This is a genomic window from Streptomyces sp. SN-593 (assembly GCF_016756395.1).
GTDB classification, from domain to species: Bacteria; Actinomycetota; Actinomycetes; order Streptomycetales; family Streptomycetaceae; genus Actinacidiphila; species Actinacidiphila reveromycinica.
Window position 1 is genome coordinate 6,743,121 of sequence record NZ_AP018365.1, and the last position, 23,318, is coordinate 6,766,438.

The following is a 23,318-nucleotide window of genomic DNA, read 5'->3' on the forward strand; positions in this document are numbered from 1 at the left end:
ACCCCCGCTCGCGCGGGGAGAACTCGAGCGACATACGGACTCCTCAGGGTGTCTACGGGGACCACCCCCGCTCGCGCGGGGAGAACGCCTCGCTGTTGACCAGCAGGCGGGGGTTGTCCGGACCACCCCCGCTCGCGCGGGGAGAACGATCACGAAAGCCCCCGGCATCCGGCCGGGGGCGGACCACCCCCGCTCGCGCGGGGAGAACCGCGCCAGGGTCAGGGTGGGGGTCATACGTCACGGACCACCCCCGCTCGCGCGGGGAGAACGCCCAGGTCCGGCAGGGAGATGGTGACCGTTCCGGACCACCCCCGCTCGCGCGGGGAGAACGGCCCGGTGTCCAAAACGACGGGCTTCGCCACCGGACCACCCCCGCTCGCGCGGGGAGAACCCTTCACGACCTGCGGTTTCCGGAGGGCTTTGCAATTCCTTGGGTCGCCCAGGGTTCCTTCACGTGGTCAGTCTGACAGAAGGGCCAGCGGTATTGCCCAGGGCTCTGTGTGGTGGCGGCGCTGTGTGGCAGCACGTGGCCAGAATGGGCAAGCGGTACGGACGGAGAGTCACTTGTAGGCATCGGCGGCAGGCAGTTTTGTCTCCGTCGAATCGCGGTGCGGTTGCGGGTGGGTGTTCCAGGCGGCCGTTCGGCGAGGGGCGGGAACTTTGCTGAAGGGGTCACGTCCGCTGGAGTGGCGTCCGGTGCCACACTGCTCCGTAGGGGTTGGATGGTTGCGTCCTCGGTAGCCGGTGGGACTTGCTCCGGGGTTCGCTCCGGCATCGGGTTCGGCCGGCCGCGGAGCCTCGGCGCTGTTGCTCCTGCTGGTGCTGCCCGGAGGACTCTCGATCCCGGGGATTTTTCAGGGACTTTCGGCTCTGTCGGAGGGACTTCCGAGGGGTTTTCCGACGTACAAGAACGGAAGGCCCGACAGAGCTGAAAGACGGGAACCCGCAGGTCAGGGCCTACGGGTTCAGCACTCGATGACGTTGACGGCGAGGCCGCCGTGGGCGGTCTCCTTGAAGAGCATGCTGATCGCGTCGGCGGCCGGTAGGAAGCGCATGTTCGCGTCGTCCGGTTCGGTGGCGGACGTGGTGGAGGTCGGCGTCGGCGTCGGGGACGATCTCCTGGGTGCCGGCGGGCCCAGCCTTCGCTTGGCGCGATTCCGGATGGCCTCGTTGTCGGCCGTCTCCACGTCGACCGTGCGCCATCTACGGCCTTCGGAGTGCTGTGGCCGGTGGACTCACCGAGCCGGAGAGTTCGGCCCGCAGGGACGCTGTGGGCGCGAGCGACGCCTTGTTCTTCAGGGGCTCGTGAGGTTCGAGCGGTGCGTTTCGCGGCTGGTGGAGGTGCGAGGGCCTGCCTGCATACATCGTGATCCCGGCGGTGCCGAGTCGGTGCTTCCGGAACACCATCGGCTTCCCATACCTGGGTTGGAGGCTGTGATGGCAGAAGGTGTCCGTAGGCGACGCAGTGAGGGGCCTTGCGGGTTCTCGGCGGGTGATCAGCCGGTCGGGGCGTTCCATGTCAGTGGTCAGGTGTGTGGAAGGCCGGTTGCGCAGGCGGTGTGGCATGTGACGGGTGAGGACATGTCGTTGGCCGAGGAGGTTGGTGCGGCGCTCGGTGGGACGGTGGTGGCGCCGGTGCCGGGTCGGGGAGGGGCGGGTGGGTACGAGGTGGTGTCCGGCGGCGTGTCGGTGCCTGTGTGGGTGGACTTCACGGCTGGTGTGGACATCGGTTTTGGCTGGGGCGGGGGAGGGGTGCCGGTTCGGCGTGAAGCTGTTGGTGGGCGGTTGGGTGAGTGTCGGCGTGCTGGGGTGGTGGGGCGCGGGAGGTTGGATGTCCGGGTCCGGTTTCGGCTGGCGGAGGCACCAGGGCTGGGCTGGTTCGAGGTGCGGTCGTCCTCGTGGGATTTCGGTGAGCAGGTCGAAGCTCTGGTGAGGTCCGCTGAGTGTCGGGCGGGTGAGGCGCGGTGTGCGCTGCGGTTGGAGGTGGTGCGGTTCAGGACCTGCTCGGGCGTGGGAGCGAGTTACCTCAGGCCCCGGATCGACGTGCTCGTTGTGGAAGGGGGCGTGGGGCCGGAGCGCATGGGCCTCGCTGCGTAAGCAGGGCGCGTAATTCGGTGGCGGGGCGGTCGGGGAGGGGCTACGGTGCGGGGGTTGGCAGAGAGCGGCGCCCTGTGGGGTGGCCGCGTCGGTCGTGTGTGTGACCTGGGAGGTGTGACCCGATGGCTGTTTTTGTGAGGGGCGTTGCCCGCATTCGGCTGTTCGTGCAGTTCACCTCTGTGGTCTCCGGCTGACCTTCCTGCTGTTCGCCGCGCCTGTGGGGCGCGTGTGCCGGGGCCCTGTTCGAAGGGTTTCCCTTGTCTTTCTCTTTTCGTGATGCTTCCTCGCATGCCCTCGTGCCCTATGGGTGGGACGACGTGTGGGAGGCGGAGTTCGTGCCGTACGCCGGGCGCGGGTTGGTGCCCGGGCGGGTGGTGCGGGTGGACCGCGGGCTGTGCGACGTGTTCACGCCCGAGGGTGTGGTCCGGGCGGACACCGAGTTCGTGGTGCCCCGGGACCCGATGCGGGTGGTGTGCACGGGGGATTGGGCCGCGCTCGATCCCGCCGGTCACGACCCTCGCTTTGTGCGGGAGTTGCTGCCGCGGCGGTCCCGGTTCGTGCGGTCCACGTCGTCGAAGCGGTCCGAGGGGCAGGTGCTCGCCGCGAACCTGGAACATGTCGCGGTCTGCGTCTCGCTCGCCCTCGAACTGGACCTGGGCCGGTTGGAACGCTTCGTCTCCCTGGCCTGGGAGAGCGGCGCCCAGCCGCTGGTCGTGCTCACCAAGGCCGACCTGGTGCCCGACACCACCCACCTGCTCGCCGACGCGCAGGCCGCCGCGCCCGGGGTGCGGGTGGTGGTGGCCAGCGCCGAGAGCGGTGAAGGGCTCGACGAGCTCGGCGCGTTGCTCGCCGGAGCCAGCACGGTGCTGCTCGGTCAGTCCGGCGCGGGCAAGTCGACGCTGACCAACGCGCTGGCCGGGGTGTCCGTGCAGGAAGTGCAGGCCACCAGGGACGCCGACGGCAAGGGCCGGCACACCACGACCACCCGCGACATGGTGCCGCTGGCCGGAGGCGGGGTGCTCATCGACACCCCGGGGCTGCGCGGCGTCGGGCTCTGGGACGCCGGGACCGGGCTCGGCCAGGTGTTCGCCGAGATCGAGGAACTGGCCGAGGACTGCCGCTTCCCGGACTGCGCGCACCACGCCGAGCCGGGCTGCGCGGTGCTCGCCGCACTGGACGACGGCACCCTCCCGCAGCGCCGCCTCGACAGCTACCGCAAGCTGCTGCGCGAGAACGCCTGGATCGCCTCGCGCACCGACCAGCGGCTGCGCGCCGAGATGCGCCGCGAGTGGAAGCAGCGCTCGGCGGCCGGCCGGGAGATGTACGAGCGCAAGCGCGGCGGGGGCGGCGGCCACCGCCGCGTCTACTGACGGCGGTCGGGGCCGCCCGCCGGCTCAGCCCGACGCGCCGCTCATCCGGCGCCGCCACGACGACCGTGGCGGCGCCGGATCCCGATCGGACTGCCCTCGCTCCAGAACGAACCGATGATCAGGGCGACGACGAGTGCCACGATCACGATCCCGAGAATGACGCTGTAGGCCATGCCATGGCCTCCTCACATCCGCGCGGCCTTCACCGCATCGTCACGTTCGCTGCCTGATCGTGACGTTCCCGTTGCGGGGCGGGTTCAACCCACTTCCCAACGAGGGGCCCTGACGGACCCGTTGGCGGCCGACGTCGAGACGACGGTGGGCCGGAGGAGCAAGTGCGGGCGCACCGGGGCGAACTGACGGGTGGGCGGGGCGGTCACGCGACGGGGCACGCGCGGGTTCCGGCGGGGCCGCGCCTCCCCCGGAAGGCGGCAACCGGGTCACGCCGACGCGCGCACCACCAACTGCGTCCGCGTCACGATCGACGAGAGCGCCGGCCGGTCCGCCTCCGCGCCGCCCGCCTCGATCCTGCGCAGCAGCAGCCGCGCCATCATCCGGCCCATCTCCTCGATGTCCTGCCGGATCGTGGTCAGCGGCGGGTCGGTCCACTCGGCGACCGACACGATGTCGTCGAAACCGACCACCGCCACGTCCTCCGGCACCCGTCGGCCCCGGGTGCGCAGCAGCCTCAGCGCGCCCGAGGCCATCACGTCGGACGCCGCGAACACCCCGTCCAGGTCGGGGAAGTCGGCCAGCAGCCGGGCCATCGCCCGGGAGCCCCCGTCGGGGGTGAAGTCGCCCTCCGCGATCAGCCGCGGGTCGATGCCCGGCAGCGCGTCGCGGAAGCCGTCCAGCCGGTCCACCGAGGAGGTCTGGTCGAGCGGGCCGGCGATGTGGCCGATCCGCCGGCAACCCAGGTCCAGCAGGTGGCGGACCGCGTCGCGCGCGCCGCCGCGGTTGTCGCAGTCGACGTAGAGGGTGTCGCTGTCGGACCAGTCGGGGCGGCCGCCTATCACCGTCGGCACCCCGGCCCGGCGGGCCATCGTGGGCAGCGTGTCGTCGTCGTGCAGCGAGAAGATCAGCGCACCGTCGACGTGGCCGCCGCCCAGGTACCGGCCCACCCGGGCGTAGTCGTCGGCGCCCTCGGTGAGCAGCAGCACCAACTGGTTGTCGTGCGCGGTGAGTTCCTTGCTGATGCCGCGCACCTGCTGGGCGAAGAACGGATCGGAGAAGAACCGGGTCTCCGGCTCGGCCACGACCACCGCGATCGCGTCGTTCCGCCGCGTCACCAGCGCCCGGGCGGCCTGGTTGGGCACGTAGCCCAACTCGTCGACCGCCCGCCGGACCCGCTCGGCCAGGGGCGCGCGGACCCCCTCGCTGCCGTTGACCACGCGGGAGGCGGTCGCCCTGGACACCCCGGCGCGTGCGGCCACGGCCTCCAGGGTGGGGCGGGGCGCGAAGCTCGGGTCGGACAACGGAGGGCTCCTTCACGCGCGGATAACGAAAACTTCCGGACCATTTCGCCACGGACAGCGTATCGGGTCGGCGGGGCCGTGTGAGAGCGCTCTCTGCCGGTGTGTCCCCAGGCCGGACGCCGACCGGCCGGTACGGTGCGGCCGCACGGGCGGGCGGCCGCGGACGGACGGGGCATATGTGAAGTGGCATGTGCGGGTCGGCGGGGAGTCGGCGCAGGGCCGGGCCGGGTGCAAGGGGAGAGCCGGGGGCCCGGCCGGAGGGGCCGCTCAGCCGCGAGGGCGGGACCGGGACCATGGGCCCGGTCCCTTCGGCCGGGGTCCTTCCGCCGCGCGGCGGATGCCGGGGTCCGAGGACGGCGGGAGGATGGCCGTATGACGACCAGGAGCGCGCGGACCGAACTCAACGAGGCCGAGCTGGACTACCTGCGCGGGCAGTTCCTCGCCCGGCTGGCCACCGTCGACGCCGAGGGCCGCCCGCAGGCGAACCCGGTGGGCTTCTTCCTCCGGGAGGACGGGGCCGTGGACATCGGCGGCTTCGCGATGGGCACCACGAAGAAGTGGCGCAATGTCGCCGCCAACCCGAACGTGTCGCTCGTGGTGGACGACATGTCCCGCCCGGGCGACCCGCGCACCGCACGCGGTGTCGAGATCCGCGGCACCGCCGAGCAGGTCGAGGGTCCGCACGGCTACGGCGAGCACATGAGCCCGGAGCTGATCCGCATCCACCCGTACAAGATCATAAGCTGGGGTGTGGAGGGTCCCGCGGTCTGACCCGGGCCGGGCGCGTGCCGCCCGCCGGACCTACCCCGCGATCACCGCGCCCACCCACGCGCCGGTGACGACCAGGCACGCCATCAGCTCCACCAGGACGGACCCGCCCACCGTCCGCATCACCCGGCGGGTCGCCGTCCAGGCGGCGCGGTGCCCGCCGAGCCGGACCCGTTCGTGCACGTAGACGGTCCCCGTGAAGCCCAGCGGCGCGCCCAGCACCGGGATCAGGAAGAAGCCGGCGACGGCCACCCCGCTCGCCGTCATCACCGTGCTCCACTCGACGCCGGAGTCGCGGATCCGCCGGGACGGCATCAGCCACAGCACCACCTGGGCGACCGCCAGCAGCCCGGTGGCCCCGGCGAGGACGCCCCAGGTCAGGGTGGTGTGCTGGGAGGTGGCCCACCACAGCACCGCGGCCCAGCACAGCAGCGTCCCGGGTACGCCGGGGGCCGTCACGCCGATGACGCCCAGCAGCATCACCGCGCCGATCAGGCACAACTGTGCGGTCCCCATGAGAGCCACCCTGCCGGATTCCGGGCGCGTCCGCCGTCCGGCGACGCGCCCGGCGCACCGGTGTTACCGGATCGCGTCCCCCCGAACGGGTGCGTGACCGCCCGGTCACGCGCTGCCGACGACACGGAACGGTACGCCGGGGCGCGATCGGGGCGTCAAGATCAGGACGTGTCCGTGCGGGGCCGACCGGCCGGTCCCGGGCCGGAGGGCCCCCCGGGGGCGGCCCGCGCCCCGTCGCGGGCGATCCAGCCGCGTTCGTACGCGTGCCAGCCCAGTTGGAGGCGGGTGCTCACCCCCGCGATCTCCATCAGCCGCTTCACCCGGCGCTGCACCGTGCGCAGCCCGAGGTCGAGCTGCTTGGCGGTGGAGGTGTCGGTCAGGCCGGCCAGCAGCAGCGAGAGGATACGCAGGTCGGTGCCGTCGGGCTGGCCGTCCCGGTCCTCGGCGAGGATGCCGCCGGGCTCCAGGCGCAGCGGCATGGCCTGCCGCCACACCCCCTCGAACAGCTCCATGAGCGCTTCCAGCAGACCGCTGGCGTGCACCACCAGCGCGGCGGGCTCGGCGCGGCGGCCCAGCGGCACCATCGCGAGCGTCCGGTCGGCCACCACCAGCTTGGTCGGTACCCGGGGCACCACCCGCACCTGCTCGTCGCGGTCGAGCGCGGCGGCCAGCTCGGTGAGTCCGCTCTGCCCGGTGACCGCGTCCCGCTCCAGCACGACGCGGTACACCACCCCGCGCCGCGCGGCGTCGGCCTCGGCGTCGTTGTCCGCGCCGCTGACCGCGACCGGCTGGCCGGTGACCAGCGCGCACACCTCCGACTCGGCGCCGAACTGGAGCTGGAGGAAGCGCTGCGCCACCGCGCCCGCGCCGGTCACCACCTCGACGAGGTCGTGCACGGCGGGTTCCGCCGCCTCGGAACGGAACTCCGCGGCGAGCACGGCCGCGGCCAACTCGGCCTGCTCCAGGGCGTGCCGGCGGCTGGTCAGCAGCGCGGACAGCGCGACCGCGGGCGGCGCCACCACCCACCGACCGGGCCGGGCGGAGGACTGGGCCACGAGGCCGTGCCCCTCCAACCGGCGCAGCAACCGGGCCGCGTCCTCCTCCGTGACCGCCAACCGGTCGGCCAGCTCGCCGAGTTCCGCGGCGCCGAGCGCGACCAGTGCGCGGTACGCCGATTCCTGTGCCTCGTCGAGGCCGATGGCACCGAGCAACGAGGGCCCCTCGGGGTGGGTTGGTGCGTGGTGCCGGCAGTGGGGACGGCATGGCGGGAATGAGCCGCGGCGGTTTCCCGCCGTGGACATCCTCCCCTCCCGCGGGTGCCCTCGGCCACTGTGATCCACATCGCAGCGGGTGTCATACGCGGGGGCCCCCACGGCCGCGCCGCGCCTGGGCGGCACGACCGTGGGGGCCGGTCCGACCCGGCGTTTCGCGTTTCCCGGTCCGTCAGGCGGTGGACAATAGGGGCATGAGCCAGCAGGGCGACGAACGCGGCAGCCAAGAGGACGACTGGTGGCGGCAGTTGTACGACGAGGGGGCCGCCGCCAACGCATCGGGCGCCGGGAACGACTCCCTCGACGCGCACTTCGACTCGGCGCTCAACGCGATGACGCCGCCGCCTCCACCCCGGACCGAGACGCTGCGGTTGCGGCGGCCGACCCCGCCGCCCCCTCCGCCGTCCTGGCAGCGGCCGAGCCACCCGCCGTCCCCGCCCCCGGCTGCGCCGGCGCCGCGCCGGGAGGAGTCCGCGGTCCCGCCGTCCTGGGACCCGTGGGCGGCCGCACCGACCTTCGCGGAGCCGGCCAGGGCGCCGGAACAGCGGCGGCCTGAGGAGGAGTTGGCGCCGGCACGCGGCTCGGAGCCTGCCGCCGAGCCCGTCGCCGGAAGGGGCGCGGAGCCTGTCGGGGAGCCCGGCACCGGAAGGGGCGCGGGGCCCGTCGGGGAGCCGCGCGACGCCGAGTGGGTGGAGGAGCCGCGCGACGCCGAGCCGCCGGTTCCGCCTGCCCCGGCCGTTCCGCCGGCCCCCTCGGACCGGGAGGAGGCGGCGGCGCCGCGGCCGCGGGCCGAGCCGGACGTGGCGACCGCGCGCCCCGCGGAGCCCGCCGGACCCGGTGCGGCCCAGGACCCGGGCGGCCCCGCGGGCCCGTACGCCCCGGCGCCGCCCCGGCCCCCGGCCCCGCCCGTACCCGCCGCGCCGCCCGCACGTCCGGCCCCGTCGGCCCCCGCCTCCGAACCCCCCGAGCCCTCCGAGGCATCCACGGAGGCCCCCTCGCCCGAGCCCCCCGCGTCCGCGCCCCCCGAGGCCCCCGCGCCCGCGTCCGCCGAGACCCCCGCGCCCGAGCCCGAGAGGGGCCCCGCGTCCGCGTCCGGGCCGGACCTCGCGCCGGACGCGGGGCCCCACCCGCGTCACGCGCCCGACCCGCGCGTCGCGGACACGTACGCCCCGCCGCCCGCGACGCCCTGGGACGCCTGGGTCACCCCGCGCCGCGCGGCACCGCCGCCGTCCGCCCCGTCCGCGCCCAGCGCCCCGCCCGCGGCCGAGGGCTGGTCGTCCGGGCTCCCGCCGCGGCCGGACGCGCCGCAGCCGCCGCCCCGGCCGCCGCGCCCACCCGAGCAGCGCGAGCAGTCCGAGCAGCCCGGAGCGCAGGCGGCCCCGCCGGCCGACGCCCCGGAAGAGGAGCAGCCGATCGCGCGGCCCGTGGAGCCCGCTGACGACGCGGTGTCCGAACCGCCGGCGCCCGCTCCGGCATCGCCGTACACCGACCTGGTCGCCGATCCGGCCGCGCGGCGCCCGGCACCCACCTACCCGGACGGGCCTCCGCGTTCGGCTCCGCGCGCGCAGCCGTCAACGCCCGTACCAGAGGGACCCGTTGGCGGCTCCACGGGTGGCTCACCCGCGCCGTCCGATCCCGTGGGGCACGCGGAGCGCGGCCACGATCCGGCCGCACGGCGGTCCCGGCCCCCCGAGCCGCCCGTGCCGCCCGTGCCGTCCGCGCCGGCTCCGGAGTCCCCCTACACGGACCTGGTCGCCGATCCGGCCGCCCGGCGCGCGGCGGCCTCCGCCCGCGAGGAGGCGGAGGCGCCCGGAGCGGATGCGCCCGTCGAGGCGTCGGGCAGCGCGCACGCGGAACCCGGTGCGGGTCCGGTGGCGGGTTCGCCGTACGTGGATCTGGTCGAGGATCCGGCCGTTCGGCGTGCCGGGTCCTCCGGGGCCGCCGCCGGGGGGGCGCCGGTGCCGCCGACCGCGGACGCCCCCGGCGATCAGGTCGCGGATCAGGTCGCGGATCAGGACGCGCGGCGGGACGCACCCCCCGCGCGCGGGGCGACTCCAACGCCTGCTGAAGCGGGCCCGGTCGACGACCCGGCCACGGTGCCGCCCGCGTCGGAGGAGGAGTCGGCGGCCGAGCCGCCCGCGCCCGCGGGGCCGCCGACCGTCGTCGACGGCGTGTCCGGCGGCGAGGGTGCCGCCGGACCGGCCGGGCACGCGGGTCCCGGAGGCCGCCCGGCGGCGCAGCCGTCGCCGTACGCGGACCGTGGCGGGGAGCCGGGCCCGCCGCCCGCCGCGTTCTCCGAGCCGCCCGCCCGACCCACCGCCGCGGCCGCTCCGGCCCCCGCACCCGCCCCGGACCCCGCGGCGCCGCCGCCCCCCGGGGAGACCGTGTTCGGCGAGGGCGAGGTGCGGTGGGCGCCGGAGCTGCCGCCCGGATGGGTGCCCGCGGCCGGGCCGGTGCAGGTGGTGGACGAGGGCGGCACGGAGGTGGGCGTGGTCGGCGGCGGCCCGCCGACCTACGCCGCCGAGCCGACCGCCTGGCCCGAGGCGGACCCGGACGGGCTGGACGCGCTGGTCCCGGACACCGTGCTGGACGGGGCCGCCTACGGCGCGCTGACGCTGCGTACCGCGGCCGTGCGCGGCGACTCCGCCCGCTACCGCGGCCAGCCGCGCCGGGACGCGCTGCTGACCGCGCGGTTCGGCACCGGGGACGACGGGCTGCTGCTGGTGGCGATGGCCAGCGGCGCGCGGGGCGCCGACGACGCGCACCGTGCGGCGCAGGACGCGGTGCGGTGGATCGCCGGCGCGGTCGGCCGCAGCCGGGCCCGTCTCGCCGACGACCTGCGGGCCGCCCGCAGGGGCTCCCTGAAGTCCGGGCTGCACCGGCTGACCGACCGCTGCTACGGCCGGCTGCGCGCCCGCGGCGAGGACCTGGGCCTGGACGAGGGCGCGTACACCGCCTCGGTGCGCTGCCTGCTGCTGCCGGTCGATCCCGAGTGCCGCGTCCGGCTGTTCTTCGGGGTGGGGGAGGGCGGCCTCTTCCGCATCCGCGAGGGCGCCTGGCAGGACCTCGACGCCGATCCCGAGGAGACGTCCGCCCCGTTCCGGTTCCGGGCCACCGTCGCCCAGCCGGGTGACGCGCTGCTGATGTGCAGCGCGGGCCTGGCCGAGCCGCTGCGCGGCGAACCCGAACTCGCCGCCCACCTGGCCGGGCGCTGGGGCCGAGGCCGCGCACCGGGCCTGGCGGCGTACCTCGCGGACGCCCAGACCCGCGTCAAGGGCTACGCCGACGACCGCACGGTGGTGACCGTCTGGGATGCGTGATCGCCCCATCCGTGGGGAGATGGTCACCATGGCGAAGCAGACGGTGGCCGAGCAGTTCGTCGACATCCTGGCGCGGGCGGGGGTGCGGCGCCTGTACGGGGTGGTCGGCGACAGCCTGAACCCCGTGGTGGACGCGGTGCGCCGCAACCGCGCCGTCGACTGGGTGCACGTGCGCCACGAGGAGGCCGCGGCCTTCGCGGCCGGCGCGGAGGCGCAGCTCACCGGGCGGCTGGCGGCCTGCGCCGGCTCCTGCGGGCCGGGCAACCTGCACCTGATCAACGGGCTGTACGACGCGCACCGCTCGATGGCGCCGGTACTGGCGCTCGCCTCGCACATCCCGAGCAGCGAGATCGGCACCACCTACTTCCAGGAGACCCACCCCGACCGGCTCTTCCAGGAGTGCAGCCACTACAGCGAGCTGGTCTCGAACGCCGCCCAGATGCCCCGGGTGCTCCAGACCGCGATCCAGCACGCGGTCGGCCAGGGCGGGGTGTCCGTGATCAGCCTGCCCGGTGACATCGCGGCGCAGCAGGCACCGCAGCGCACCGAGGAGCACGCGCTGGTCACCAGCCGCCCGGCGATCCGCCCGGGGGACGCGGAGATCGACCAGTTGGCCCGGCTGGTGGACCGCGCCCAGCGGGTCACCCTCTTCTGCGGCAGCGGCACCGCGGGCGCGCACGACGAGCTGATGGAGTTCGCCCAGAAGGTCAAGTCACCGGTCGGGCACGCGCTGCGCGGCAAGGAGTGGGTGCAGTACGACAACCCCTTCGACGTCGGCATGAGCGGGCTGCTCGGCTACGGCGCCGCGTACGAGGCCATGCACGAGTGCGACCTGCTGATCCTGCTGGGCACGGACTTCCCGTACAACGCCTTCCTGCCCGACGACGTGACCCTCGTGCAGGTCGACGTGCGGCCCGAACACCTGGGCCGCCGGTCGAAGTTGGACCTCGCGGTGTGGGGGGACGCGGGCGAGACGCTGCGCTGCCTGACGCCGAGGGTGCGGGAGAAGAAGGACCGCGCCTTCCTGGACCGGATGCTGAAGAAGCACAGCGACGCGCTGGAGGGCGTCGTGAAGGCGTACACCCGCAAGGTGGACAAGCACGTGCCGATCCATCCGGAGTACGTCGCCTCGGTGCTGGACGAGGTGGCCGCCGACGACGCGGTGTTCACCGTGGACACCGGGATGTGCAACGTGTGGGCGGCGCGCTATCTGACGCCCAACGGCCGGCGGCGGGTGATCGGCTCCTTCTCGCACGGGTCGATGGCCAACGCGCTGCCGCAGGCGATCGGGGCGCAGTTCCTGGACCTGAAGCGCCAGGTGGTCTCGATGTCGGGCGACGGCGGGTTCAGCATGCTGATGGGCGACTTCCTCACCCTCGTGCAGTACGACCTGCCGGTGAAGGTGGTGCTGTTCAACAACTCCTCCCTCGGCATGGTGGAGTTGGAGATGATGGTCGAGGGCCTGCCGGCCTACGGCACCACCAACCACAACCCGGACTTCGCCGCCATCGCGCGGGCCGCGGGCGCCCACGGGGTCCGGGTGGAGCGGCCCAAGGACCTGCGCGGCGCCCTCAAGGACGCCTTCCGGCACAAGGGGCCGGCGCTGGTCGACGTCGTGACCGACCCGCACGCGCTGTCCATCCCGCCGAAGATCACCGGCGAGCAGATCGGCGGGTTCGCGCTGTCGATGGGCCGGACCGTCCTGGACGGCGGTGTCGGCAAGATGGTCCAGCTCGCCCGCGCCAACCTGCGCAACGTCCCCCGCCCGTAGGGCGCTTCGCGCCGGGTCGGGAGGGCCGCGCGGGAGGCCGGCGCGGAAGGTTCGCGCTGAGCCGAACCCTGGGATGAGTGGACGCAGTCGTGGTGGGCATTCCTATCGACAGGGGAACGAACAGGCGGCCCGAACGGGGGAAGCAGGACGAACATCACGGGGTACCGGTTGCGGCGCGCGGTACGGCGGGCGGATCTGCCCGCGGTCGCCGAGACCCGCAGGGTCCTTCGGGACAACCTGCGGGAGTGGGGCGTCTCCGCACTGGTGGACACGACGGAACTACTGGCCACCGAACTTCTCACCAACGCACTCCAGCACACCTGCGGCGGCGCCGTGCTGACCGCGACGCTCTCGCCGGAGGCGCTGCGCGCCGGCATGGCGGGGCAGTGGCTGCGGATCGAGGTCCGCGACACCGTCGCCCGCCTGCCGCGCCCGCGGCGACGGGAGGTCGATCCCGCAGGCGACCACGGCACCTCGGGGCGCGGACTGCTGCTCGTCGAGGCGCTCGCCGACGCGTGGGGCGTGCGACCGTGCCCGACCGGCGGGAAGGAGGTCTGGTTCGAGTTGCGCGCGCATCCGAACTGAGGCCGCGAACCGCTGCCTTGACCGGCTGACCGGCTGACCGACCGGCAGCCTGACCGTCTCGCCGTCTCGCCGTCTCGCCGTCTCACCGACTCGCCGCCTTCCGTCCGACGGCCCGTCCGCCTGATCACCCGATCGCGGACCCGCGGCGGACACGGGCGGCGCGGGCCGACGGCGGCAGGACCGGCGACGGCGCGGTGACCAGGCGGCGACAGCCCGGGCGCGGTACCCGCCCGGGCCCGACACCGCCCCCGGAACGGCGACGGCGTGACCGCGGGCGGACCGGTGTCCGTCCGGCAGCCACGCCACCGTGCCGCACTTCGTACGCTCAGGCGCTCAGGCGCTCAGCCGAACTGCCGCTCCAGATCCTCCAACTTGCGCTCCAGGGAGTCCAGCCGGGGCAGCGTCAGCGTGTCGTCCTCGGCGATCAGGTCGATCGTCTTCGGGCTCGACGCCGGCGTGGACGCGGGCTCCGCCGACCGGGACGCCGAAGCCGGCTGCTCCGCCGCGGAGTTGACGGCCGGCGCCGGAGCCGGCGCGCCCTCGCGGACCGGTTGGAGCGCGGGACGCGCCCGCACCGGCAGCTCGCCGGCCGGCAGCTCCACCGAAGGGGCTATTACAGGCTCCGAAGCGGGCTGGCCGCTGCCCGCGCTGCTGCTGGCGGGCAGTTCGACCTGGCGGCCGCCCCGCCCCCCGCGCGGCCACGGCCGACCCTGCCGGGTCAGCGCCTTGATCTTCGCGCGCTCCATCCGGTCGTGCTCGCGGCGGCGCAACTCGTTCTGCTCGCGCTGCCGCTTGTCCTCGCGGACCTCCTCGACCGCCTCGTCCAGCGAGCGCACGCCCTCCAGCAGCATCAGCGACCAGGCGCCGTACGTCTCGCGCGGGGCACGCAGCCATCGCACCATCCGGATCTGCGGCAACGGCCTCGGCACCAGGCCCTGTTCGCGCAGCGCCGCCCGGCGCGTCTGCTTCAGCGCGCGGTCGAAGAGCACCGCGGCCGACAGCGACATGCCGGCGAAGAACTGCGGCGCGCCGGCGTGCTCGACGCCGCGCGGCGCGTGCACCCAGTTGAACCAGGCGGCGGCGCCGGCGAACATCCACACCAGCATGCGCGAACCGAGTGCCGCGTCGCCGTGGCTGGCCTCGCGGACCGCCAGCACCGAGCAGAACATCGCCGCGCCGTCCAGACCGAACGGCACCAGGTACTCCCAGCCGTTGGTCAGACCGAGGTTCTGCCGACCGAAGCCGACCAGGCCGTGGAACGACAGGGCGGCGGCCACCGCGGCGCAGCAGAACAGCAGCACGTACGAGGCGCTGCCGTAGACCGCTTCCTTGCGGCGCCGGCGTTCCTCGCTGCGCTCCCAGGAATCGCCCTGGGTGGCGCTGTCACCGGACGCGCGGCGGTTGCGGAAGACGAAGACGCAAGCCGCGAGGACGACCAGACCGATACCGGCCGAGATCATCCAGTCCAGCGATATGTCCGTGATTCTCATATGCGATTCCTCGTGTCGCTTCCGTCGCGCTCGGGCCGTTGCGGCTGCTTACGACCGACATCATCGTGCAGAGTGCGGATGGGTGCAGACCTTACGGCACAAGAGCACGCGTACGGGTTCCCGGGTGCTCGAACTCACGTGCCAGAACGGATTAGTTGAGCGAGATCGTAGCGTGGTCGGTCAGGCCACGGACGCCCGGCGGTCGATCCGGTCCGCCACCCGCCGCCTCGGGCAGGTGGTACAGGTGTCCGCGGGACTGATGGTGTAGTAAAGGCAGCAGGTGAGGCGGGTGCGCGAGGAGGATGCGCACGGTGTGCCGGTTGACGGCCCGTCAACTGCCGTAGCCGGCTGGAAACCCGCACCGCCCGGGAAGGGGTGGATGCCGCCCGGCAGCAGCGCGGCCAGTTCGGTCACCGCCCGCTCCTCCTGGTCGAACAGCCGGCCGACGTACCAGAGCCCCTCGGTGATCTCGTCGGTGACCATGCCCCACAGCGCGTGTCGGCCGCGCCGCAGCAGCGGTCCGAAGCCCGCGAGCACCGGCGCGACGTGCTCGGCGACCGCCGCTCGCAGCTCGTCGCGGAGCGCGGCCGGGTGGTCCGCGGTGCGCGCGCCGGGCAGTGCCGCGCCCGGGTCGCCCGGAAGGCAGCTGAACGACCGGGTCCGTACGGTGATCCGGCCGCTCGCGGGCTGGAACGCCACGTCCTCCACCGGCAGCCGCGGCACCCTGCCGTGCAGGAACCACGGCACCGTGAAGAGCAGGCACGCCGGCCAGAGGTAGCGGTGCAGGGCGAGGGTCGCCGCGACGTCCGGACGCGGCGGGCGGTCGCGGCCCGGGGCCAGCTCCGCCGTGGTCTGCGTCACGAACGCCTCCAGCGCGGCGCCGCCCGCCGCGAGCTCGCCCGCGCCGATCCAGCCCGCGCCGGAGGGCGGCGGGGCGGCGGTGATCCGCAGTTGCGGGAAGACCGCGGACAGCCGGGCGTAGGAAGCGCTCGTCGCAAGCATGGTAAGGCTTACCTTAACCGCGCCCGGGAGGGTTTACGCTAGCGGCCGTACGCCGGACGGGTGAGTGCGCCGGCGCACCCGGCGGCCGGATCGCAACAGTGCAGGTCAACGGGATGTCGCGGGTCCGCGGCCGGACGTGCCCGGGCGTGTTCGGGTGTTTTTCCGGTGCCGGCCGACGCGGCCCCGTGGGCGGCTGGGAGCCGCGCCGAGCGGAGCGATCCGGGGCGACGGCGGAGATCGGCCCGCGGCGACGGCGGGGGAGAGGAGCAGGAGACGGTGGAGCCGGCCACGGCCATGGTGCCGCCCGCGCGGGTGCCCGAGCGGCTGTCCGTACGGGACCAGGTGCTCGACGGGCTGCGCGCCGCGATCGTCTCCGGGCGGCTCGCGCCCGGCTCGGTGCACTCCGCGCCGGAGCTGGCCGCGCGCTACGGCGTCTCCGCCACCCCGGTCCGCGAGGCGATGCAACTGCTCGCCCGCGAGGGTGCCGTCGAGGTGCTGCCCAACCGGGGGTTCCGCGTCGCCGAGCACACCGAGCGCGACCTCGCCGAGCTGGCGCAGGTGCGGGCGCTGCTCGAAGTCCCGGTGGTGCTCGAACTGACCCGCGCGGTGCCCGCCGACCGCTGGGAGGAGCTGCGACCGCTCGCCGACGCGGCGGTGGCGCTGGCGGCGCGCGGCGACAGCGGGGCGTACGCCGAGGCGGACCGGGCCTTCCACCGCGCGGTGCTGGGGCTGTCCGGCAACCGGCACCTGGTCGCCGTCGCGGACGAGCTGCACTGCCGTACGCAGTGGCCCGCCGCCGTGCTGCGCCGGGAGGGCGGCGTCGTCGCCGTCCGGGACCGGCTGGTCGCCGACGCCGCCGAGCACTGCGGGCTGCTCGACGCGGTGGCCGCGGGGGACGCGGAGCTGGCGGAGGCCGTGGCCCGGCGGCACTTCGGAGCGGGCGGCGGGTGCGCGGGTGCGGGCGGGGCGGAGGGCGCGGAGGGCGCTCCCGCCCGGTAGCGACGGCGCCTCTGTTCAGTAGGGCGGCTCCTCCGTTCCGTAAGGCGGCTCCTCCGTTCCGTAGGGCGGGGCCCGGACCGTGTCCGCGGCCGCCGCGGAAGCCACATCCGCCTCACGGGGTCACTCCCGCCGCAAGGGCGGCGAACCGGCCAGCGTGGCCGGAAGCGGGGTGGGAGGTATTCGGCCGTTCGCCGCGGCCCGGCGGGAGCCGCTCCCGAGGGGCGGGCCGTCCCGTTGGCGTGGATCGGGCTGTATACGAAGTGCGTCGCGGAACCCGTCCCTCCACCGTTCCGCTCCGATAGGCCCAACGCCGGGCAAAGTCATGCCCAAGCCTTTGACGGAGGGTGAGCACTGCGCGCTGCGGGCCTTGTTCATGCAGGCCATTCGCATGATGACCGAAAGTTGCTTACTGCATACACCTACCGTCTGGCGGCCGTTGACGGGTGTGCCGCGCCGGAACGACCATCCGTTTAGGTGCTCAATACACATGAATTCGTGTTGCGAGCGCGTTGCGTGCCGCGTGGACGAGCGGTCGAGTGACGAGTGGACGGAGAAGCGGATGTGCGGAATCACCGGATGGGTCTCGTACCAGCGTGACCTGGCCGGGCAGCGGCCGACGGTCGACGCGATGACCGAGACGATGTCCTGCCGGGGTCCCGACGACCGGGGCACCTGGATCAGCGGTCCGGCGGCGCTCGGCCACCGTAGGCTCGCCATCATCGACCTGCCCGGTGGCCGCCAGCCGATGACCGTCGAGGCACCCGGCGGCACCGTCGCCATGGTCTACTCCGGCGAGACCTACAACTTCACCGAGCTGCGCGCCGAGTTGGCCGGTCGCGGCCACCGGTTCACCACCGACTCGGACACCGAGGTGGTGCTGCACGGCTACCTGGAGTGGGGCGCGGCGGTCGCGGAGCGGCTGAACGGGATGTACGCCTTCGCCATCTGGGACGACCGCGAGAAGAAGCTCGTGATGGTCCGGGACCGGATGGGCATCAAGCCCTTTTACTACTACCCGACCGCCGACGGCGTGCTGTTCGGCTCCGAGCCCAAGGCGATCCTGGCCAACCCGCTCGCCGAGCGGACGGTGACGCTCGACGGGCTGCGCGAGCTGCTGGTCATGGTCAAGACGCCCGGGCACGGGTTCTGGGACGGCATGCACGAGGTGGAGCCGGGCACCGTGGTGACCGTGGACCGCTCCGGCATCCGCACCCACCGGTACTGGTCGCTGGAGACCCGGCCGCACACCGACGACAAGGAGGCGACGATCCGGCACGTGCGCACGCTGCTCGACGACATCGTGCGCCGCCAACTGGTGGCCGACGTCCCGCGCTGCACGCTGCTGTCCGGCGGGCTGGACTCCTCCGCGATGACCGCGCTGGCCGCGCAGCAGCTCGCCCGGACCGGGGAGACCGTCCGCAGCTTCGCGGTCGACTTCGTCGGGCAGGCCGAGAACTTCGTGGCCGACGAGCTGCGCGGCACCCCCGACACGCCGTTCGTGCACGACGTGGCCCGGACCTCCGGCACCGAGCACCAGGACATCGTGCTGGACTCCGACCAGCTCGCCGACCCCGAGGTGCGCTCCCGGGTGATCGCGGCCAGGGACCTGCCCGCGGGCTTCGGCGACATGGACGCGTCGCTCTACCTGCTCTTCAAGGCGATCCGCGCGCACTCGACGGTGGCGCTGTCCGGGGAGTCGGCCGACGAGGTCTTCGGCGGCTACCTCCAGTTCTTCGACCCCGAGGCGCGCAAGGGCCTCACGTTCCCCTGGCTGGAGAGCTTCGGTCGGCACTTCGGTGACGACGAGGCGATCCTCGGGGAGGACCTCAAGCACAGCCTGGACCTCGCGTCCTACGTCGCGGACTCCTACGCCACGGCCTCCGGCGAGGTGCGACGGCTCGACGGCGAGAGCGACTTCGAGTCCCGGATGCGCACCATCTCCTACCTCCACCTGACCCGGTTCGTACGCATCCTGCTCGACCGCAAGGACCGGGCGAGCATGGCGGTGGGCCTGGAGGTGCGGGTGCCGTTCTGCGACCACCGCCTGGTGGAGTACGTCTACAACGCGCCCTGGGCGCTGAAGTCCTTCGACGGGCGCGAGAAGAGCCTGCTGCGCGAGGCGACCGCCGACGTGCTGCCGCGCTCGGTCTACGACCGGGTCAAGAGCCCCTACCCGTCGACGCAGGACCCGGCGTACGCGGTCGCCCTCCAGAAGAACGTCAAGGAGGTGCTGGCGCAGCCCTCCCACCCGGTCTTCGAACTCGTCAGCCGCAGCGTGCTGGAGGAGGCGGTGCGCATCGACACCCCGCAGATCACGCAGGCGTCGCGGCGCGGCCTGGAGCGCGCCCTGGACCTGGCGCTGTGGATCGACATGTACCGCCCCACCCTGAAGCTGACCTGACCGGAGGTACGTGAGCGCGTGAAGTGACCGGCCGAACGGCCCCGTTGCCTGCGAGAGGCGACGGGGCCGTTCGGCCATACCGGGACCGGGACCGGGACCGGGACCGGGACCGGGACCGGTACCGGTGTTGGCGTCGGTACGGGCTCAGCCGAGCGGGAACTCGCCGGCCTTGACCCCCGCGACGAAGGAGGCGAACGAGGCGGCCGGGAAGGCCAGGGCCGGGCCGCCCGGGTCCTTGGAGTCGCGCACGGGGACCACGCCGCTCGAAGTGATGAGGTTGGCAGCGACCTCGACGCAGGCACCGCCATTGGAACTGTACGAGGACTTGAACCAACGAGGGGATTCGGTCGTCACGACATGCCCTTTCGTAGCTGGTGGACCATGGCCACGGACGCCGCCTGCGACAGCGCCTCGGCCTGTAGTTGATGGTAGGCCCCGAGCAGGGGCAGTACGGCGGTCGGTTCTCGGTCGAAGTGTCCCTGCGCCTGTGACTCGGCGTACAGGGCAACGGATCGGTCCGCGAGGGTGAGCAGGTAGATCGAGAGGTTGAACGAGCGGCGCGCACCCATGCTGAAGGGGGCCACCTGGACGATCCAGTGGGGCTGAGCGGCCACCTCGACCAGCCGTTGCAACTGGGCGTTCATGACCTCGGCGCCACCGACTGCGTGATGCAGAGAGCCCTCGTCCAACACGACGATCACCAGGGGCGGCCGAACCCTCACCAGCGCCGCTTGCCGGTCCATCAGGACAGCGACCCGCTCGGCGGCCTGCTCAGCCGTGATGGTGCCCCGCTGGACTTCGCCCTCTGCCATGGCTTCCGCGTACTCGCGTGTTTGCAGCAACCCCGGGATGATGCCGATCTCGAACAGCCGGATCTCCGTCGCCCTGGCCTCGTACCCGACGTACTCCGGGAAACCCTCCAGCATCGAGCCCCGCCGCATCTCGATGTGTTCGCGTTCGAACGAGTTCGCGGTGTTGGCCGTGCCGAAGGCGACGTCAAGCCGCCGTGCTGTGGAGAGGGTTGACGGCTTGCGACCAGTTTCGAGAGCCGAGATGTGCTGGCTGGAACACCCCACCCGATCGCCCAGCTCCTCCTGTTTCCACCCGTGGCGCTCCCGCCACCTGCGCACCCGCGCTCCGAACGCGGCTCGCGGGCTGCTTTCCGGGTGGAGTTCCTTGATGTTGACCATGCCGACCCCCGAACTATCCTTCATTTTCGATGATTTGAAGGGCTTCTGACAGTAGGTCAGGATAGGCGCATTCGGTGGTGGAACAACTGCTGAAAGAGGTGAGCTATGGCCATGACTCTGGCGGTGTACCGAATTGACGCGGAGTCCGGGAAGCGCGTGACCGTCAAGAAACGCCACAACGTTGCTCCGAAAAACGTGCCGACATGCTGGAGTTCCGCCTTTCCGCCCTGCTCCTGCGCACGCTGCCGCAGCCTTGAACGTGCGTAAGAACGCGAGAAGTTGACCCCTTCAACGGCTCCGCATCGATATCGGGCGGCGGGTGCGGCGGAAACTACGCACAATTACGCGCCCACCGCGCCGCCACTATGACGAAGAACACATCGCGGAGAGGAGAACCGTATGACCGGCGACGGCAAAGACAACGGGAACGGCAATGGCAGCGGCAATGGCAGCGGCAGCGGGAAGGAACTCATCGACTGGGAGCGGCTGTCCGCACGGGAGGTGTACGCGAGCGAACTCGCCTACCGGCGCAGGCAGTCCGGGATGACCCTGGTCCAACTCGCGGAACTCTGCCTGTACGAACAGTCCTACCTGCACCGCCTCGAACGCGGAACGCGCCTCGGCACCGTCGAGGCCGCCGGCGCCCTGGACCGCGTCTACGGAACCGGGATGCTCCTGGTCAAACTCTGGCACCTGGCCAAACGCGAGGTACGCGACCGGCCCTTCCTGGGCCTGGCGCCCCTGGAGGCCGAAGCCGTCGGCATCCAGGAGTACGCCCTCAGCGCCGTACCCGAACTCCTCCAGACCCGCGCCTACGCCACCGAGCAACTGCGCACCGCACGCCCCGGCAGCACCGCACTCGCCGCACGCGTCGCCGCACGGATGGCCCGGCAGGCACGCCTCACCGACCCCGAGCCCGTCCACTACCGCGCCCTGATCGACGAAGCCGTGCTCCGCCGCACGGCACGCGACCGGCACACCTGGACCGGGCAACTCGACCACCTCATCGAGGCCGCCCAACGCCCCGACATCTCCCTGCACGTGGTGCCGTTCGGCACCGGACCCCACCACATCCTCGGCTCCGTCGAACTCCTCTACTTCCCCGACGGCCGCACCGTCGCCTACACGCAAAGCAGCCTCGGCGGCCACCTCGTCGAAGAACCCGAGGACGTCGAACCCCTCCGCCTCGCCTACGACATCCTCCGCGACACCGCCCTCACCCCGACCGAATCCCTCACCTTCCTCCGCGCCCTCCGCGACCAGGCCCCCGACACGTGAGCACTTCGGCCCGGCTGCGCGCAGCGCTGGTGGAGGAACTCGTCGGCAAGGGCGCCCTCGCGGATCCCGCATGGCGCGCTGCCGCCGCGGCGATACCCCGCGAGTTGTTCACCGGGTCCTACTTCCGGCCGGTCGCGGGCAGCTTCCCGACCAGCTTCCGGCCGGTCCGGGAAGGCGAGCCCGGATGGCTGGAGGGTGTCTACTCCGACGACACGCTGATCACCCAACTGGACGGCCGTGTCCGGCCCGAGCACGTGGCCGGTGGATCGGTGACCGGCTCCCCGTCCTCGTCGTCCACCCTGCCGTCGCTGGTGCTGCGCATGTGGCAGCGGCTCGACGTCGAGGCAGGGCAGCGGATTCTGGAGATCGGAACCGGAACGGGGTACTCGACCGCGCTCGGAGCGCACGTCCTCGGCGAAGCCGGTGTCACCAGCGTCGAGTACGACCCGGTGGTGGGGGAAGCCGCCGCGGCGGCATTGGAGGCGGCCGGGTTCGCGCCCCGCCTCCTCATCGGTGACGGGCTGCGCGGAGACCCGGACGGGGGCCCGTACGACCGGTTGATCGCCACGTGCGCGGTGCGGTACATCCCGGTGCCGTGGCTGCACCAGGTGCGGCCGGGCGGAAGAATTCTGGCCACGCTTTCGGGATGGAGCTACGCCCACGCCCTCGCGCTGCTGGAAGTGACCGGCCCCGGGGAGGCCGCGGGCCGGTTCCTGCCCGGCTTCACCAGCTTCATGATCGCCCGGACCCACGACCGGCCGCCCCGGCCGGCCCTGGCGCTGCTGCCCGGGGACGAGCGGCCGAGCCGTATCGACCCCGCCAAGCTCGACGACTGGACCGGCGGTTGGGTCGCTCAGCTCGCCGTGCCCGGGGCCGAACGCCTGGGGGCGGGGGCGGAGCAGATCCTCTGGGACGTGTCCACCGGCTCGCAGGCGCGGACGGCTCACGGTGCCCACGGCGGCTGGAGCGTCGTCCAGCGTGGTCCGGTCCGCCTGTGGGACCGGGTCGAACGTGCCGTGCAACGCTGGCAGGCCGCCGGCGAGCCGCACCAGCAGGAGTTCGGCATCACCGCCTCGGTCGCCGGGCAACGCGTCTGGCTGGGGGGCGAGGACGGACCCGGGTGGGACCTCCCGATCTGACCTCCGGGGGACAGGCCCTACGGGAGGGCGGCGGCGACCGCTTCGCGGATCGGGGTGAGATCGACGTGGCGGGCGATCTCCGCCGGGTCCGGTGACGCGTCGCGGGAGGGGGTGACGCCGAACAGGGCGCGGGTGAAGAGCGGGTAGACGGTCCGGCCGATCAACTCCTCCGCGAGCGCGGCGCCGGCCTCGGGCGGCCGCCGGAGGCGCTCGGCGAGGAACGCGGCCAGCCGGTCGTGGGCGGTGGCGAAGACCGCGTCGTGGTAGCCGGCGGCCGCCTCCGGGAACCGGCCGGCCTCGGAGATGCCCAGCCGGCAGGTGCGGACCGTCGGCGTCCACAGCAGCATCTGCACCAGGCGGCCGCAGAACAGCACGGTCGCCTCGGCGGTGTCCTCGCCGTAGTCGGCGGGAGTGCCGAGCCTGCCGAGGTAGCGCTCGCGCACCAGGTCCACCACGGCGAGGAAGAGGTTGTCCTTGCTCTCGAAGTGCGCGTACAGGCTGCGCTTGGAGGTCTCGGCGCGCGCGGCCACCACGTCCATGGACGCGCGCTCGAACCCCATCTCCAGGAAGACGTCCTTCGCCGCCCACAGGATGTGGTTCCGCAGTTCCTCACCGCGCTTCGCCATGCGCCGTCCTCTCGTGGTGC

Annotated in this window: 19 protein-coding genes, 1 CRISPR repeat array and 1 other annotated feature (1 of these 21 only partly in view); of the genes, 9 read left to right on the forward strand and 10 right to left on the reverse strand. The window is 73.3% G+C overall.

What is annotated here, in order from left to right; genetic code table 11:
* Positions 1–391: a CRISPR direct-repeat array (repeat unit 29 nt; unit sequence CGGACCACCCCCGCTCGCGCGGGGAGAAC); it begins 493 nt to the left of the window's first position.
* 574 nt (positions 392–965) lie between these two features.
* Positions 966–1,187: a hypothetical protein gene (locus tag RVR_RS28890; RefSeq protein WP_202236847.1), complete on the reverse strand. Its 222-nt coding sequence runs from the start codon at positions 1,185–1,187 to the stop codon at positions 966–968.
* A gap of 1,206 nt (positions 1,188–2,393) precedes the next feature.
* On the opposite strand from RVR_RS28890, the gene rsgA reads away from it, so the two are divergent.
* Entirely contained in the window at positions 2,394–3,467 is a 1,074-nt protein-coding gene (gene rsgA, locus RVR_RS28895) for a ribosome small subunit-dependent GTPase A (protein WP_202236848.1), read from the forward strand.
* Between the two features lie 41 nt (positions 3,468–3,508).
* Here rsgA and RVR_RS38715 read toward each other — a convergent pair whose 3' ends face one another.
* Together RVR_RS38715 and RVR_RS28900 are read right to left on the reverse strand one after the other, a co-directional pair.
* Positions 3,509–3,640, reverse strand: coding sequence for a hypothetical protein (locus tag RVR_RS38715; protein WP_272933116.1), 132 nt, complete (start codon positions 3,638–3,640; stop codon positions 3,509–3,511).
* Between the two features lie 267 nt (positions 3,641–3,907).
* Positions 3,908–4,942, reverse strand: a complete 1,035-nt coding sequence (locus tag RVR_RS28900; RefSeq protein ID WP_202236849.1) for a LacI family DNA-binding transcriptional regulator — start codon at positions 4,940–4,942, stop codon at positions 3,908–3,910.
* A 372-nt stretch (positions 4,943–5,314) separates the two neighbouring features.
* On the opposite strand from RVR_RS28900, the gene RVR_RS28905 reads away from it, so the two are divergent.
* Positions 5,315–5,713, forward strand: coding sequence for a PPOX class F420-dependent oxidoreductase (locus RVR_RS28905; protein WP_202236850.1), 399 nt, complete (start codon positions 5,315–5,317; stop codon positions 5,711–5,713).
* Positions 5,714–5,743: 30 nt separating this feature from the next.
* Here RVR_RS28905 and RVR_RS28910 read toward each other — a convergent pair whose 3' ends face one another.
* On the reverse strand, positions 5,744–6,226 hold the full coding sequence (locus tag RVR_RS28910; RefSeq protein ID WP_202236851.1) for a DUF456 domain-containing protein: 483 nt from the start codon (positions 6,224–6,226) through the stop codon (positions 5,744–5,746).
* Positions 6,227–6,387: 161 nt separating this feature from the next.
* The gene (locus tag RVR_RS28915) at positions 6,388–7,437 is read right to left on the reverse strand and encodes a helix-turn-helix domain-containing protein (RefSeq protein WP_202236852.1); all 1,050 of its coding nucleotides are present in this window, start codon (positions 7,435–7,437) and stop codon (positions 6,388–6,390) included.
* Between the two features lie 254 nt (positions 7,438–7,691).
* Here RVR_RS28915 and RVR_RS37990 point away from each other — a divergent pair, with 254 nt between their 5' ends.
* The 3 genes from RVR_RS37990 (at position 7,692) to RVR_RS28930 (ending at position 13,173) form a co-directional block, all read left to right on the forward strand.
* The gene (locus tag RVR_RS37990; protein ID WP_237405026.1) at positions 7,692–10,817 is read left to right on the forward strand and encodes a protein phosphatase 2C domain-containing protein; all 3,126 of its coding nucleotides are present in this window, start codon (positions 7,692–7,694) and stop codon (positions 10,815–10,817) included.
* Positions 9,084–9,144 (forward strand) — a sequence feature (sul1 is cis-regulatory element that is thought to sense ions involved in sulfur or methionine metabolism; They are found in Alphaproteobacteria). It overlaps the preceding gene by 61 nt.
* Positions 10,818–10,845: 28 nt before the next feature.
* Complete coding sequence (locus tag RVR_RS28925; RefSeq protein ID WP_202236853.1) at positions 10,846–12,588, forward strand: pyruvate dehydrogenase; 1,743 nt, start codon at positions 10,846–10,848, stop codon at positions 12,586–12,588.
* 168 nt (positions 12,589–12,756) lie between these two features.
* Positions 12,757–13,173 carry an ATP-binding protein gene (locus RVR_RS28930; RefSeq protein ID WP_346731484.1) on the forward strand — a complete coding sequence of 139 codons (417 nt, stop codon included), beginning with the start codon at positions 12,757–12,759 and terminating at the stop codon, positions 13,171–13,173.
* 341 nt (positions 13,174–13,514) lie between these two features.
* On the opposite strand, the gene RVR_RS28935 is transcribed toward RVR_RS28930, so the two are convergent.
* On the reverse strand, positions 13,515–14,663 hold the full coding sequence (locus tag RVR_RS28935; protein ID WP_202236854.1) for a DUF2637 domain-containing protein: 1,149 nt from the start codon (positions 14,661–14,663) through the stop codon (positions 13,515–13,517).
* Positions 14,664–14,843: 180 nt separating this feature from the next.
* Positions 14,844–15,665: a (2Fe-2S)-binding protein gene (locus tag RVR_RS28940; protein WP_202236855.1), complete on the reverse strand. Its 822-nt coding sequence runs from the start codon at positions 15,663–15,665 to the stop codon at positions 14,844–14,846.
* Positions 15,666–15,830: 165 nt separating this feature from the next.
* Here RVR_RS28940 and RVR_RS28945 point away from each other — a divergent pair, with 165 nt between their 5' ends.
* Both RVR_RS28945 and asnB read left to right on the forward strand, forming a co-directional pair.
* A complete protein-coding gene (locus tag RVR_RS28945) occupies positions 15,831–16,664 on the forward strand; it encodes a GntR family transcriptional regulator (protein WP_430393193.1) in 834 nt (277 codons plus the stop codon).
* Between the two features lie 559 nt (positions 16,665–17,223).
* On the forward strand, positions 17,224–19,065 hold the full coding sequence (asnB, locus tag RVR_RS28950; protein WP_202236856.1) for an asparagine synthase (glutamine-hydrolyzing): 1,842 nt from the start codon (positions 17,224–17,226) through the stop codon (positions 19,063–19,065).
* Between the two features lie 144 nt (positions 19,066–19,209).
* Here asnB and RVR_RS28955 read toward each other — a convergent pair whose 3' ends face one another.
* Positions 19,210–19,419 carry a DUF397 domain-containing protein gene (locus RVR_RS28955; RefSeq protein ID WP_202236857.1) on the reverse strand — a complete coding sequence of 70 codons (210 nt, stop codon included), beginning with the start codon at positions 19,417–19,419 and terminating at the stop codon, positions 19,210–19,212.
* Positions 19,416–20,255 (reverse strand): helix-turn-helix domain-containing protein, encoded by an 840-nt coding sequence (locus RVR_RS28960; protein ID WP_202236858.1) that lies wholly within the window; start codon positions 20,253–20,255, stop codon positions 19,416–19,418. Before RVR_RS28960 ends, RVR_RS28955 begins: the two co-directional genes overlap by 4 nt.
* Positions 20,256–20,654: 399 nt before the next feature.
* Here RVR_RS28960 and RVR_RS28965 point away from each other — a divergent pair, with 399 nt between their 5' ends.
* Positions 20,655–21,533, forward strand: coding sequence for a helix-turn-helix domain-containing protein (locus RVR_RS28965; protein WP_202236859.1), 879 nt, complete (start codon positions 20,655–20,657; stop codon positions 21,531–21,533).
* Entirely contained in the window at positions 21,530–22,672 is a 1,143-nt protein-coding gene (gene tgmC / locus RVR_RS28970; protein WP_202236860.1) for an ATP-grasp peptide maturase system methyltransferase, read from the forward strand. The genes RVR_RS28965 and tgmC overlap by 4 nt, the downstream gene beginning before the upstream one ends.
* 17 nt (positions 22,673–22,689) lie before the next feature.
* Here the strand turns inward: tgmC and RVR_RS28975 are convergent, their stop codons facing one another.
* On the reverse strand, positions 22,690–23,298 hold the full coding sequence (locus tag RVR_RS28975) for a TetR/AcrR family transcriptional regulator (protein WP_202236861.1): 609 nt from the start codon (positions 23,296–23,298) through the stop codon (positions 22,690–22,692).
* Positions 23,299–23,318 lie beyond the last annotated feature (20 nt).